Source organism: Biostraticola tofi (assembly GCF_004343195.1).
GTDB lineage: Bacteria > Pseudomonadota > Gammaproteobacteria > Enterobacterales > Enterobacteriaceae > Biostraticola > Biostraticola tofi.
Window position 1 is genome coordinate 224964 of the sequence record NZ_SMCR01000002.1, and the last position, 14432, is coordinate 239395.

Genomic DNA, 14432 nt, shown 5'->3' on the forward strand with positions numbered 1-14432 from the left:
TCCCGGCGTTATGGCCGGGAATAACCGTGTCTTTTGTCATGAAGCCGTTATACTTGCGGCGGCTGAAGATTAAGAGGTTATTATGCTAGCGATTATTCGCACTATTTTGGTGGTTATCTGTTCCCTGCTTATTTGTGTATTTGGATCGATTTACTGTCTTTTCAGTCCGAGGAACCCTCGTCATGTCGCAACTTTTGGCCGCTGGTTTGGCCGTATGGCGCCGTTGCTCGGCCTGAAAGTGGAGTTGCGCTATCCTGAAAAACCGGCACCTCAGGGCAGCTGCATCTATATCGCCAACCACCAGAATAATTACGATATGGTGACGGCTGCCAATATGGTTCAGCCCGGTACCGTTACTGTTGGGAAAAAGAGCCTGCTGTGGATACCTTTTTTTGGCCAGCTCTATTGGTTAACTGGAAATCTGCTGATTGATCGAGATAACCGCTCCAAGGCGCACGGCACGATTACCCAGATCGTCAAGCAGATCAAAAGGAAAAAGATCTCTATATGGATGTTTCCTGAAGGAACGCGCAGCCGCGGACGCGGGCTGATGCCGTTCAAGACCGGCGCATTTCATGCCGCTATCGCCGCCGGCGTGCCGGTAGTGCCTATTTGCGTGTCAAATACCTCAAACAAGATTAACATAAACCGCTGGTCCAATGGCCTGGTCATTGTAGAATTGCTGCCGCCAATCGATACCAGCGGCTACGGCCGTGATCAGGTACGCGAACTGGCTGAACACTGCCGGGAAGTCATGGCCCACCGGCTGGCTGAGCTTGATGGGGAAGTGGCAACACGCGAGGCTGCCGGTAGATAGTCACTCCAGGACGCCGGCCGCAATGGCGTCCTGCTTATGTCTGAAACAGTATTGGCTGCCATTCAGCGGCCCCTTTCCGGATCTCCTCCGGGTTTATGGCCCATGGCACCACCGCCCGGGAAATGCAGGGTTCTTACGGAGCAAATCATGTCGCTCAGCCGACGTCAGTTTATTCAAGCCTCAGGCATCGTACTGTGCACCAGCGCCGTTTCACCTAAGGCAAGCGCCGCTAGCGCGCCAATAGCCCTGCCGGTGCCGCCATTGCTGGAGTCCCGGCGTGGCCAGCCGCTTTTTCTGACCATGCAGCGTTCCCATTGGGAATTTACGCCCGGCCGTCGTGCGGCCACCTGGGGAGTGAATGGCGGTTATCTCGGGCCGACGGTGCGGGTTTTTAACGGCGATGACGTTAAATTGATCTATAACAACCGGCTGAATGAGCCGGTCTCGATGACCGTAAGCGGATTGCAGGTGCCCGGCTCGCTAATGGGAGGCGCTGCGCGCATGATGTCCCCAGGTGTCGACTGGTCGCCGGTCATTCCTATCCGCCAGCCTGCCAGCACCTGCTGGTACCATGCGAATACGCCGAATCGCATGGCGCCGCATATCTATAATGGCCTGGCGGGACTATGGTTGGTGGAGGATGAGGTGAGCCAATCACTGCCGCTGCCTAATCACTACGGTGTGGACGATTTCCCGGTGATTATCCAGGATAAGCGACTGGATAATTTCGGCGTCCCGGTGTATGACACCCCGTCCAACGGGGGGTTTCTTGGCGATACATTGCTGGCTAACGGCGCGCAGAGCCCGTTTCTCGACGTCTCCCGCGGCTGGGTGCGCCTGCGGCTGCTGAATGCCTCCAACTCCCGCCGTTACCTGCTTTCGCTCAGCGATGGCCGGACGATGCAGGTTGTCGCCGGCGATCAGGGCTTTCTGCCGGCGCCGGTACCGGTGACCCATCTGTCGCTGGCGCCGGGGGAGCGTCGTGAAATCCTGGTTGATATGTCCAAAGGGGAAGATGTTTCCATCACTGCCGGTGAGTCCGCCGGTATCATGGACCGGGTGCGCGGCTTCTTCGAACCCTCGTCGATCCTGATTTCAGGTATCGTGCTGACCCTTAAGCCCACCGGACTGCTACCGCTGGTAACCGATAACCTGCCGATGCGCCTGATGGCGGATCAGATGTTGGACGGCAACGTCAGCCGTACCCGAGAGTTCCGCCTGGGCGATAGGCAGCCCGAAATCAACGGCGCCTTGTGGGATATGAACCGCACCGATTTCCAGTCTCTGCAGGGCAGTTTTGAGCGCTGGATCGTGCACTCCGACACTCCTCAGTCTTTTCATATCCAGGGCGTGGCGTTTCTTATCAGACGGGTTAATGGCAATGCACCCTTACCGGAAGATCAGGGCTGGAAAGATACGGTGTGGGTGGACAGCGATGTGGAGCTGATGGTGTGGTTCCCCCAGGCCGCGAGCGATCATTTCCCTTATCTGTATTATAGCCAGACGCTGGAAATGGCTGACCGGGGCTGTGCCGGGCAGTTTACCGTCCGGGCTTCTGCCTGAAAGGCGGCCAGCGTTGACTGACAGAGCGATGACCGCAAACGCTATCTCTGACCGAGACGCTGGCGGAAAGAGGCTGGTTTGTCGGCGCGGGAGCGCCGTGCAGGTCACCGCTGCAAATGACGCAATCACTGATCGAGTGAGGTTTGTCGATTCTGACGCTGTCAGCAAGCCAGCGCTGGGGCTGAGGCGCTGGCGGAAGGGCTTGATGCCTGACCTGCTTATTGCCGCCAGCAGCTAGCCTGGCGGCACAGGTTCAGACCTGACTCATTTTGTCAGGATGTGATCCCAGGCGGGTGCCGTTGTCGAGCGTAGCAATCTGCTGCAGTTCATCCTGCCCCAGGCTGAAATCCAGCACGTCCCAGTTTTCCTTGATACGTGCCGGCGTCACTGATTTGGGGATGACCACCAGGCCTGAGTCCAGATGCCAGCGGATAACGATTTGCGCCGGTGTCTTGCCGTATTTCGCCGCCAGGTGCTTGATGATTTCGGTATCAAATACACCTTTGCCGCCTTGAGCCAGCGGACTCCAGGATTCAGTGATGATCCGGTTATCCGCATTCCATTGACGCAGCTCTTGCTGCTGCAGCAGAGGGTGCAGTTCGATTTGATTAATCACCGGCGTCACGCCGGTTTCATCCAGCAGTCGTTTCAGATGCGGGATCTGGAAGTTACACACGCCGATGCTTTTAATCAGACCCTCTTCCCTGAGCTTCACCAGCTCACGCCAGGCCTGGACATAGTTATCTTTGGATGGGACCGGCCAGTGAATCAGGTAAAGATCCACATAATCAAGCTTCAGTTTTTTCAGGCTTTCTTCCAGTGCCTTAGGGGCAGCGGTCTGGTCCCCATTCCAAAGCTTGGTGGTGATAAACAGCTCTTCTCGCGGCACCGATGCCTGCTCCAGCGCGTTGCCGACGCCTTCTTCATTTTTGTAGATAGCCGCGGTATCGATTGAACGGTATCCTGCCTCCAGAGCGGCATGAATGGCGGTGACCACCTCTTCGTTAGTCGCTTTCCAGACACCCAGGCCCAGCTGCGGCATGGTACGGCCATCGTTCAATGTGACGGTTGGTTGCGTTGCCATTCTGTCTCCTTTTCGTATCGGCGTCACGCCCGCAAAGGCGGGCGCTGATAAATGCGTATTCCTAATACTAGTCGAAAAACCGGCATTGGTCGGCACCGCCCTCAGGCGGCGTCTTTGAGCCTGCGCTTGCGCAGCACCAGGATCAGGCTGCCGGCCAGGCCCGCCACCAGCAAGACAAGCGGCAGTATCATCAGAGCGGTCATTACCTGATCTTCATGCTGTTTCACCAGCGGGACATGGCTAATGGCAAAGCCGAGCGTGACCAGGGTTCCGACCCAAATCAGCGCGCTTAACCAGTTGAATAACTGAAAGCGGCCATTGCTCAGTCCTGAAATGCCGGCCATCGTCGGCAGCAGGGTACGGATAAAAGCCAGGAAACGGCCCACCAGCAGCGCTGCCAGGCCATGACGGTGAAACATGGCATAAGCCCGCTGGTGGTAATGGGCCGGCAGGTGCAGCAGCCAGCAGCGGACTATACGCGTATCTCCCAGCCAGCGGCCTTGAAGGTAGCTGAACCAGCAGCCGAAGCTGGCCGCCAGGGTGAGTATGATAATCGTTGGGAAGAAAGACATGACGCCTTTGGCCACCATCGCACCGGACAGCAACAACAGGCTGTCTCCGGGTAGAAAGGAAGCGGGTAACAGGCCATTTTCCAAAAACAGCGTCGTAAACATCACGCCGTAGACAATCATTACTACCCGTGGATCGGAAAGGGCGGCAAAATCCTGTTGCCATAGCGCACGGGTAATTTCATGCAAAACGTTCATCTGTGCCTGGTTATCCTCAAATGGGTGTCTACTTATCGCGCATTATCCGGTCATTCCTTGAGACGGACGCAACAGCGAAGTCTGTAAGTTTAATTCTAGCTGGCATCTGCCGGTAGAGCGATTATTCCACCTGTTGTATGCGGGCCAAGCCTGATTCCAGATCGGCGATAAGGTCTTCGACATTTTCCAGGCCAATATGCAGCCTGACCAGGGTACCGCTGAAATCAATGCCGCCGGCCGGCCTGATGGCCGCCAGTTCCTCTGGCTGGTTGGCCAGAATAAGTGACTCGAAGCCACCCCAGGAGTATGCCATGCTGAAATGCTGGAAATGGTCGAGAAAGTGTTCCAGCTGTGCCTGGCTGAGCCGTTTGTTCAGCACAAACGAGAACAGGCCGCTGGCGCCGGTAAAATCACGGATAAAGAACTCATGGCCCTTGCTGCCCGGCAGTGCCGGGTGGTTGACGCGGGCAACCGCCGGATGCGCCGCCAGCCAGGTTGCCACCTCAAGACCGTTTTTTTCATGCTGTTTCAGCCGAATACCCAGGGTGCGCAGGCCACGGCTGGCCATATAGGCCGTATCGGCATCCACCATTTGTCCCATCAGGTAGGATTGCTCACGCAACTGATCCCAGCAGCGGGCATTGCTGACCGCCGTTCCTATCATCGCATCTGAATGCCCGATGATATATTTGGTGCCGGCCTGTATCGAAATATCTACCCCCAGATCCAGTGCCTTCAGCAGTATGCCCGCCGCCCAGGTGTTATCCAGCATGATGACGATATGGGGATTAACCGCCCTGACCGCTGCCACAATGGCTGGAATATCCTGCACCTCCATGGTGATGGATCCCGGCGACTCCAGAAAAACCACGCGGGTATTATCCTGGACAAGGCTGGCGATATCGGCGCCGATCATCGGATCGAACCAGGTGGTGCTGACGTTAAGTTTAGCCAGAATATGCTGACAGAAATCCTGAGTGGGCTCATAGGCTGAACCGGTTACCAGAATGTGGTCACCGGCGCTGACAAAAGACAGGATGGCATTGGTAACCGCCGCCGCCCCGCAAGGATACAGCGCGCAGCCGGCGCCGCCTTCCAGTTCGACCATAGCCTGAGAAAACGAAAAATGCGTCAGCGTGCCGCGACGACCATAAAACAGCTCGCCATTAGCCCGCTGGGCGGTGGCGTATTTTTTTGCCTGTACCGTCTCGAAAACCAGCGATGAGGCGCGCTGGATGACCGTGTTGACCGAACCCTGTGTAAATCTTTTATCCCTGCCGGCACTGATCAGCGCCGTTTCAATTTTTTTCGACGTCATTTTCTGCTCATCTGCCCTTTGCTGAAAAGTGAACCCCTTGATATGCCAACAGACCGCCAGTGCAACCATGGTCCGAATTTACTCTACGTTAGCATGAATACCCAAGGGGGGCAGACGTTTTACACCCGGTCAGTTATTCAGAAAACCAAACACGCCCGGCAGCCACAGCGAAATCGCCGGTATGTAGGTCACCATCATCAGCACCAGGAACAGCGCGCCATAGAACGGCAGCATCGCTTTGACCACCGCTTCCATTTTCTGTTTACTGACGGCGCTGGCAACAAACAGTACCGATCCCACCGGCGGCGTAATCAGACCAATGCCCAGGTTAACCAGCATGATCATGCCGAAATGGACCGGATCAACGCCAATACTGTGCACTACCGGCATCAGCACCGGCGTCAGAATCAGGATGATCGGAGCCATGTCCATCAGCGTGCCGATCAGCAACAGCATAATATTAATGCACATCAGGATGACGTATTTATTATCGGAAAGGGTGGTAAAAAAGTCGGTAATTCGCGATGGCAGTTGCATAAATGTCATGACTCCGCCGAAGGCAGCGGCAAAACCGATAAGTATCATGACGATGGTGACGGTTTTTACCGTCCGGAACATCAGTTTGGGCAGTTCGGACCATTTATAATCGCGATAGATAAACATGGTGACGAAGAATGACCATAGGCAGGCGATCGCCGCTGACTCGGTCGCGGTGAAAATGCCGCTCAGAATACCGCCCATGATGATAACTACCGTCATCAGCCCCCAGAGCGCATCGATAAAAATCTTCAGCGCCTGGCGAAACGGAATACGCTCGCCTTTGGGGTAGCCGCGTTTATGGGCAAAGCAGACACACATAATCATCAGCGTAAGACTGAGCAGCAGGCCCGGCATGATGCCGGCGATAAACAGCGCGGCGATAGAAACGGTACCGCCGGTTGCCAGCGAATAGATAACCGAGTTATGGCTTGGAGGAGTAAGGATCGCCTGGACTGAACCGCTGGCGGTCACCGCTGCGGCAAAATCCCGGGGATAACCCTTTTTATCCATCTCCGGGATCATCACCGATCCGATAGAGGCGGTATCCGCTACCGAGGATCCTGAAATAGCGCCGAAAAAGGTAGAAGCAACGATATTCACCAGCGACAGGCCGCCGCGAATAAAGCCGACGAAAATATAGGCAAAGTTGACCAGCCGTCGGGCAATTCCCCCTTCGGCCATAATCGCGCCCGCCAGAATAAAAAACGGGATGGCCAGCAGGGAGAATTTATTAACGCCGTTGGTAATCTGGATCATTACCGCTTCCAGTGGTAAATCAATCCACAGTGCGCCGGCAATGGCGCTCAGACCTACAGCAAACGCCACCGGCACGCCAATCGCCAGAAGAATTGCCAGTGATAACAGTAACACCAGTGCATCCATGATTTACTCCCGGGTAGTTAGTCGGTGTTACCCAACATGACGATAGGGCGATGCTCCTGTGTGCCGCGAAACAGGCTTTCCACAATGAACAGCAGAGTAACAAGAGAGCCGATGGGCATCGGCAGATAGGTTTGGCCTGCGGTTATTAGTGGAAATTCAGCCACCGGCTGTTCCCAGAGTTCAAGGCACAGCTGCAGGCTGTAATAAAAGATAAACAGACTGATGACCATCATCATCAGTTCGGCCAGTTTGGCGCACAGCTTTTTCATTGCCGGCGACAGACGATCGGTCAGCATGTTTACCGCAATATGAGAACGGGCGCGGTAACCTACCGCCGCGCCGACAAATGAAAAGGTCACCATGCACAGGATAGCCACCGGCTCAGGCCAGGATAGACCGTCATTCAATACGTAACGGGCAAAGATACCTACCGGGATAATCAGCGTCATTACAATCAATGCCAGGCCGGCAATCCACATCGCGGCGAGATATATGGCATCCATGACCGTGCTATAAATATGACCCATCATTGCATCCTTCTTTATTATGCCTTGGCTGCAACCGACATTACGCCTAGGCTACAACTGACGCAGATATTATTGAACCGCTTCGATTTGACTAATCAGCTCTTTATGGTTGGCGCCAAACTGATCCCTGACCGGCTGAGTTGCCTTATAGTAATAGTCAGTATCAATTTCATGGAACTGAACGCCGCCGGCTTTCATTTTGTCAAGGGACTGCTGATTGTAGGTTTGCCACAATTGACGCTGTTCGGTCTGAGCTTCTTTGGCCAGCTTAAGCAGAAGTTCCTGATCGGCTTTATCGAGCTTGTCCCAACGCGCTTTGGAATACAGGAACAGTTCAGGGATGATGAAATGGCGACTGAGGGTGTAATTTTTGACTACCGGCAGATAGTTATGGGCAACGAACGTCGGCGGATTGTTTTCAGTACCATCGATGACGCCGGTCTGCATTCCGCTGAACACTTCGCTGACACCCATTACCACCGCATTGGCTCCCATGGCTTTAAGCGTAGCGATAGCAATCGGGCTGCCCTGTACGCGAATTTTCATTCCTTTTAAATCTTCAGGCTTGATAACAGGGGTCTTGGTAATAAGATTACGGGTTCCCCCGTCCATCCAGCCAAGGAATATCAGCCTGGAACGTTTGTTCTCGCTGATTTCATTGCCAATTTCCTGGCCAATTTTTCCGTCCAGCACCTTGTGCATATGTTCTTCATCGCGGAATATATAGGGCAGGGTAAATACATCTACCGCAGGCAATATGGCCGCGACGGGTGCCATGGAAACGCGAATAATATCTATGGCGCCAAGTTGAGCCTGCTCAATGGTTTGTTTCTCATCTCCCAGCACCCCGCCAGGGAAGGTTTTAATTTCCAGGCGTCCATTAGTTGCAGCTTTGAGTTTTTCACCCATATGCTGAACGGCAACGACATTGGGATATCCTTCAGGATGAACATCTGCTGCTTTGATTTGTACGGCGTGAGAGAGGGGGCTTAATAATATTCCGGCTGCGCAGAGTACAGCACCGGCTAATTTTCCACGAGACATTAGCATAGATTCTCCAGAGGCACTGATTTGTGAGAAATATAATAATATTTTTGTATATTGAGTTTTATAAATTAATGATAAGTGAAATAACATATTGTGAGGGTTTCGGCTGAGGGATCTCAACCCTGATATGAAAGGTAATCTATTGTGGGGCTCATTACATTGAGCAAAATCACAAAAGCGAAACGGATATGAAATGATATTACTAAAACTTTGAAAAGATATTTTGATAATTAATCATCATAGATGATTGACCCAATTCGGCCAAAAGCGGCTTCAACGGTCAGCCGGCCGGCTCGCGGCGCAGGGGCGCTCAGCCTGGCGATTTGCACAAATAATAATGAGAACCACTATCAATTCCTGCCGTGTTTGCTATTATTCTTGCTGCAAAAAACTCAAAATAGCTCTTGGTTGGAGGCACAGCATGAAGACGGCTGTCATACAATGTTCCCAGAATGAATTCAGCGCGCGCCAGCGCCGCTCATTCTCACTTTCCGCTGCGCTGGGCGCTGTTTGCGTTACGGCAATGCTCATTATCAGCGTTCCGGTCCTGGCCGCGCCTCAGACCGCGGCAACCCCGGGTTCAGAGCCGGTAGCCACCAGCGTACCTGCCCAGTCTCCGACTGCCGCTCAAGCTGCGGTACCGATTGCGCCTGCGGCAGGTACCCCATTGTCGCCGGCACAGCAGCAGTTCATGCAGATGGACCTGTCGGTCTGGGGCATGTATCAACACGCCGACGTGGTGGTAAAAACCGTCATGATCGGCCTGCTCATCGCTTCCGTTATCACCTGGGCGCTATTTTTCGGCAAGAGCGCTGAATTGATGTCTGCCAAGCGTCGCCTGCGCCGTGAACTGGCCGCGCTCAGAGATGCACGCAGCCTGGATGAAGCCATCAATACCGCCTCGTCGTTTTCCGGCCCGAGCATCGGTTCGCGTTTAATCAGTGAAGCACGAGACGAGCTTGAACTGTCCGCTGAATCGCCTGACAACAACGGGATCAAAGAACGTGCGGCGTTTCGTCTTGAGCGTCGGGTGACTGCCACCGGTCGTGAGATGGGCAAGGGTAACGGTTTTCTCGCGACTATCGGTGCCATATCGCCGTTTATCGGCCTGTTCGGCACCGTATGGGGCATCATGAACAGCTTCATTGGTATCGCGCATACCCAGACAACTAATCTGGCAGTGGTCGCACCAGGCATCGCCGAAGCCTTGCTGGCGACGGCTATCGGCCTGTTCGCCGCGATTCCTGCGGTAGTCATCTATAATATCTTCGCCCGAACCATTGCCAGTTACAAAGCAATGGTGGGAGATTGTGCCGCACAGGTACTGCTGCTGGTGAGCCGAGATCTGGATTTGGTCGATAGCCGCTCAAGCAAAAACGTTCCCAAGTTCCGGGTTGGTTAAGTCATGGCGATACATTTGAACGAAGATGCGGATAACGATGGTGAAATGCATGATATCAATGTGACGCCATTTATCGACGTCATGCTGGTGTTGCTGATTATCTTTATGGTTGCCGCACCGTTGGCGACGGTTGATATTCGCGTTGATTTACCTAATTCCTCAGCCACGCCCCAGCCCCGGCCCGACAAACCGGTCTATCTGTCTATTAAAGCTGACAAGCAGCTCTACATTGGCGAAGAACCGACTACTGCTGAGACGATGGCCACCATGCTCGCCGCCACCACTCAAGGTAACAAGGAAACCGTTATTTTTTTCCAGGCGGATAAAAGCGTTGATTACGGTACGCTGATGTCGGTAATGGATAATTTGCGTAAGGCAGGGTACTTCAAGGTAGGATTGGTCGGCATGGAAACGCCGGGCCAGCAATAATGCCGGCAGACCTCACGCAGCCAGCCTGGTATGCTGCCATCAAGCCCCTGCATTCAATGTGGGGGCTTTTTGTTTTAGCGGCTTAACCCAGATGATTACCACCGGTCACGCCGTGGACTTCAGCCGTGACATAGCTGGATTCCTGCGACGCCAGATAGACATAAATCGGCGCCAGTTCCGCAGGTTGACCGGCACGCCCCAGCGGGGTGCTTGAGCCAAAGGATGGCAGATCTTCCGTTGGCTGACCGCCCGCTACCTGCAGCACGGTCCAGATCGGACCGGGAGCGACGCAGTTGACCCTGATACCTTTAGATGCCACCTGTTTTGCCAGACCGCGCGTATAGTTGAGGATCGCCGCCTTGGTTGCGGCATAATCCAGTAATGTAGGACTTGGTTGATAGGCCTGGATGGATGAGGTGGTGATAATCGATGCGCCAGCCGGCAAGTAAGGTATCGCCGCTTTGGTTATCCAGAACAAGGAAAACACATTGGTCTCGAAGGTTTTGCGGAACTGTTCAGTCGTCAGTTCAGCAATATCTTCGACGGCGGTCTGTTTCCCTGCAACCAGCGCCAGAATATCCAGACCGCCGAGCTGGTTAACCGCATCCTCGACCACTTTCACATTGACCGATTCATCACTCAGGTCACCGGGCAGTAATACCACCTTGCGTCCTGCTTCTTTAACCAGGTCGGCGACCTGCTGTACATCTTTATGCTCATCAGGATGATACGCCAGGGCGATGTCTGCACCCTCCCGGGCGTAAGCAATGGCTGCCGCGCGCCCGATACCGGAGTCGGCGCCGGTCACCAGCGCTTTGCGTCCTTCCAGCCGGCCGGTCCCGCGATAGGTTTTTTCCCCACAATCCGGGACTACATTCATTTCTGACTGCAGACCAGGGGGGGTTTGCTTCTGCTTTGGGAATTCGTCGCGGGTATATTGGGTAAGCGGATTCTGCATTTTATATTGATCATACTCAGCCATATTTATCTCCTGAAATACACTTTACGTCATTTAAGGGTAGACGAGTTTACTGATTTGTCGAATTAAGCGACGGTTACACCCTATCATGCGTTATATCCGCAACTGATGGAATAACTATATATTTATTAATTATAATATAATTGTGTTAAAAATAACGCTTTCTAATGTAGATATACACTCACTAGAGTCGGATCGAACTGCCCGGTATCATAGAAACTATTTATCTTAAACATGCAAAATGCATTGCTTGCTAGGGGAGAATTATAGTCCCTTGCATGTCAGTGATCAGCGTTGATTTTACGATATTGTAATGCACTAGGCGTATTGCCGCAGGTGGCCGAGAGTAGCTGAATACCCTGAATAATGGTCTTACTGTGTCTTTCATCGCTGATAACCAATAGCTTCCCGGCGGCGTCTTCATTGATGATGCAAAAGTCACCATGGAGAATTTTTATGATGTTATAACCATAACGCCGGATGGCTCTGGGTATCAGTTCCCCACTGATCAGCTCTTTGTTTGAGGGGAAATGGCTGAAGATTAAATAATTCAATAAGGGTAAGTTTTCTATCTGGCCGATAATGTGCCATGTTTCATTATCTTGTTGATGGCATACGTAGTTGATTTCTTCATTTAGCAGAAGGTATCCTAATTTGAGCCGGTAAACACGTTGGTAAGTATGATGCAAAAGAGGCGGGTTTTTATCGCACTTATCAGCGAAGATGTAGAATAAATTACTCATATTTTTCCTTATTAATAATAATCATTATAATCGTAAAAAACCGGACATAATTCACTTATCTAATCTACCCCGTTACTTATTCAATTTATAGCTGGCATTAAGGTCAGTAATACCCTGAACTTTAGTACAGGTTGTTACCCATATTTTTTACTGATACGATAATTAAATCTTATATTTCCACTGCCAGTTTGCTAATCAATAAGACTAAGGGATTGTCTATGTTTAATCTAATTAACGTAGGGTATGAGGATATTGTTAATGACGAATTGGAGGAATTATATCTACTCAGGAAAAAGACATTCAAAGACCGGTTGGACTGGCGCGTTTCCTGCATAGGTGACCGGGAGTTCGATCAATACGACAATAAAAATACCCATTACCTGCTGGGCTGCTATGAGGGAGATTTGATATGCAGCGTACGTTTCATCAATATGAATCATCCCAATATGATCACCGGCCCTTTCAATGAATTTTTTGACTATAGCGCACCCGAGGATCATCGACTAATGGAGTCGAGCCGATTTTTTGTTGATAAACAGCGAGTGAAGAGTCTGACCGACACCAAATTACCCTTTTGCCACTTACTTTTCCTCGGTATGGTGAATTATGCCAGAAGTATAGGTAAAAAAGGCATTCTGACTGTATGCAGTAAGTCAATGTACATCATATTGAAGCGGAGTGGATGGATTATTAAAATAGAAAGTATCGGCATGTCAGAAAAAAACGAGCCGGTCTATCTGTTAAACTTGGGTATTGACGATAAAAGCCAGGAAAATCTCATGAAGTATATAAAACGCCATCATTATTGCGAAGATGATTATCTCAAGAAATGGCCACTGCATCTTTAGCCTATCCCATAGGGGAATCACGCCGGGTAGCATGTCGATATTATAGCCTGATCAATAGGCTGATATGATAACCAGTCGGAAAATGCGTAAGCATGCGGGTGAAATAGCGAAAGCAGGCTGATGACAGGAGACAACAGTCTTGTCTCACTGGCATACACTGCTCGGGCCGTAATCACACTGAGTTGATTATCTTCCATTGGCAGCAGGAAATAAACGCAGGTCTGACGCTCTTTTTATCGCATGTTTTGCATTGGCCACATCAAGTTTGACTCTCAGGTTGCCGATATGAAACTTAACCGTACTTTCGGTAATACCCATGATGATGGCAATTTCACGGTAAGTCTTGCCAATACTTGCCCAATGCAGCGCTTCAATTTCACGGCTAGTCAGTTTTTTTTCGCGGGAGGCATCATGAGTTCTGCTGAGCATGGCCTTCTCAGACAGATACCGATTATGAACCGCCAGCAACAGTGAATGGAGGTTACTGCTGTGGCTGATCACCTGGCGCTCAAAGGCTTCACTGTTCGTTTCAGCATAAAGACTGAGGGTCGCTACATTATCTTGGTAATCATGGAGTGGAAATGAGTAGCCACGGACGATGTTGTATTTTCTCGATTTATCAAAAAGGTTACAGGCGTCGTTGCCGGTGTGTGTAGAGATACTTTCGTTCCATGAAAATGACAGAATTCGGCTCTGGGCCATTATAAGCACTGGGTCGATCTTATATAACGCCATTTCGAAATAATTATTGATCCACTCTGGCGGGTAATTGGTAAAGATCGTCGGAGGAGAGTTGACGCGCTTACTCGATATGCTGTAAGAAAAATAAATTTTATCTTTAGAGTTTAATTCAAGTTTAATACGTTCATGGATTTCATCCACAATAAGTAAGCGTTCATTCTTATCAATGCCGTGCGCTGTGGTCAGCATGTTGCTTCACACCTGTATGGTAGATTAGTGTCGACAGGCGACTGAGGCTATAACATAAAAACAGACTTATTCCCTCTTCACTCTTTCTTATTCTAAGGGATGGAACATATATTTTTTATTAATAGAAAGATGATTTAAATAAAACGTCGAAAGAATAAAGCAATTAACATGTTTCGTCAACGTGAAACGTTAATCGTCGTGGTTTTGGGATATGATTAATCTGTTGTGGCACGTGATAATTGACTTCTCTAATTACTAACTGGCTGCGTATGTTTACTTAAATATAGTTAACTTGCTAACTATGTATGGGCCTGCAATTTATCTTGCGGAAAGCCAGGTTCTGTTCTGCGCCATATTTATTCGCTGCCGGCTATTACGTTTGTGGCTAAATTGGTCTATACCTATTTTAAGGAAAGCGGTGGTGTTTTACGCGGATGTTTTATTTTCGGCGTCAGCTTGAAGCCGATGGTCACAGGTGGTTAATGGCCGCGAAAGGATAAGGGGTTTGGGCCGCCGCTAATATGTCGTCCGCGACCTGTCCCAGAATGCCCGGTGG

General features: G+C 51.3%; 14 protein-coding genes. 5 read left to right on the forward strand and 9 right to left on the reverse strand.

Annotation, left to right across the window (positions count from 1 at the left end):
* The first annotated feature begins 82 nt into the window (after positions 1-82).
* Positions 83-817, forward strand: coding sequence for a 1-acylglycerol-3-phosphate O-acyltransferase (locus EDC52_RS05185; RefSeq protein ID WP_131864282.1), 735 nt, complete (start codon positions 83-85; stop codon positions 815-817).
* Between the two features lie 147 nt (positions 818-964).
* Positions 965-2380 (forward strand): cell division protein FtsP, encoded by a 1416-nt coding sequence (ftsP, locus tag EDC52_RS05190; protein WP_131864283.1) that lies wholly within the window; start codon positions 965-967, stop codon positions 2378-2380.
* Between the two features lie 253 nt (positions 2381-2633).
* On the opposite strand, the gene dkgA is transcribed toward ftsP, so the two are convergent.
* The 6 genes from dkgA to EDC52_RS05220 form a co-directional block, all read right to left on the reverse strand.
* Positions 2634-3464, reverse strand: coding sequence for a 2,5-didehydrogluconate reductase DkgA (gene dkgA / locus EDC52_RS05195; protein ID WP_131864284.1), 831 nt, complete (start codon positions 3462-3464; stop codon positions 2634-2636).
* Between the two features lie 101 nt (positions 3465-3565).
* Positions 3566-4231 carry a DedA family protein gene (locus tag EDC52_RS05200; RefSeq protein ID WP_131864285.1) on the reverse strand — a complete coding sequence of 222 codons (666 nt, stop codon included), beginning with the start codon at positions 4229-4231 and terminating at the stop codon, positions 3566-3568.
* A gap of 121 nt (positions 4232-4352) precedes the next feature.
* Positions 4353-5549, reverse strand: a complete 1197-nt coding sequence (gene metC / locus EDC52_RS05205; RefSeq protein WP_131864286.1) for a cystathionine beta-lyase — start codon at positions 5547-5549, stop codon at positions 4353-4355.
* A 129-nt stretch (positions 5550-5678) separates the two neighbouring features.
* Positions 5679-6971: a TRAP transporter large permease gene (locus tag EDC52_RS05210; protein WP_131864287.1), complete on the reverse strand. Its 1293-nt coding sequence runs from the start codon at positions 6969-6971 to the stop codon at positions 5679-5681.
* Between the two features lie 17 nt (positions 6972-6988).
* Positions 6989-7498, reverse strand: coding sequence for a TRAP transporter small permease (locus EDC52_RS05215; RefSeq protein ID WP_131864668.1), 510 nt, complete (start codon positions 7496-7498; stop codon positions 6989-6991).
* A gap of 69 nt (positions 7499-7567) precedes the next feature.
* On the reverse strand, positions 7568-8548 hold the full coding sequence (locus EDC52_RS05220; RefSeq protein WP_131864288.1) for a TRAP transporter substrate-binding protein: 981 nt from the start codon (positions 8546-8548) through the stop codon (positions 7568-7570).
* 418 nt (positions 8549-8966) lie between these two features.
* Here EDC52_RS05220 and exbB point away from each other — a divergent pair, with 418 nt between their 5' ends.
* Together exbB and exbD are read left to right on the forward strand one after the other, a co-directional pair.
* Positions 8967-9947 carry a tol-pal system-associated acyl-CoA thioesterase gene (gene exbB, locus EDC52_RS05225; RefSeq protein WP_131864289.1) on the forward strand — a complete coding sequence of 327 codons (981 nt, stop codon included), beginning with the start codon at positions 8967-8969 and terminating at the stop codon, positions 9945-9947.
* A gap of 3 nt (positions 9948-9950) precedes the next feature.
* Complete coding sequence (gene exbD / locus EDC52_RS05230) at positions 9951-10376, forward strand: TonB system transport protein ExbD (RefSeq protein ID WP_131864290.1); 426 nt, start codon at positions 9951-9953, stop codon at positions 10374-10376.
* 82 nt (positions 10377-10458) lie between these two features.
* On the opposite strand, the gene EDC52_RS05235 is transcribed toward exbD, so the two are convergent.
* On the reverse strand, positions 10459-11358 hold the full coding sequence (locus EDC52_RS05235) for an SDR family oxidoreductase (protein ID WP_131864291.1): 900 nt from the start codon (positions 11356-11358) through the stop codon (positions 10459-10461).
* A 278-nt stretch (positions 11359-11636) separates the two neighbouring features.
* Entirely contained in the window at positions 11637-12098 is a 462-nt protein-coding gene (locus tag EDC52_RS05240) for a carbapenam-3-carboxylate synthase domain-containing protein (RefSeq protein ID WP_131864292.1), read from the reverse strand.
* A gap of 218 nt (positions 12099-12316) precedes the next feature.
* Between EDC52_RS05240 and EDC52_RS05245 the strand changes: the two genes are divergently transcribed.
* Positions 12317-12946, forward strand: coding sequence for an acyl-homoserine-lactone synthase (locus EDC52_RS05245; RefSeq protein WP_131864293.1), 630 nt, complete (start codon positions 12317-12319; stop codon positions 12944-12946).
* 186 nt (positions 12947-13132) lie between these two features.
* Here the strand turns inward: EDC52_RS05245 and EDC52_RS05250 are convergent, their stop codons facing one another.
* A complete protein-coding gene (locus EDC52_RS05250; protein WP_131864294.1) occupies positions 13133-13876 on the reverse strand; it encodes a helix-turn-helix transcriptional regulator in 744 nt (247 codons plus the stop codon).
* Between the last annotated feature and the right edge of the window lie 556 nt (positions 13877-14432).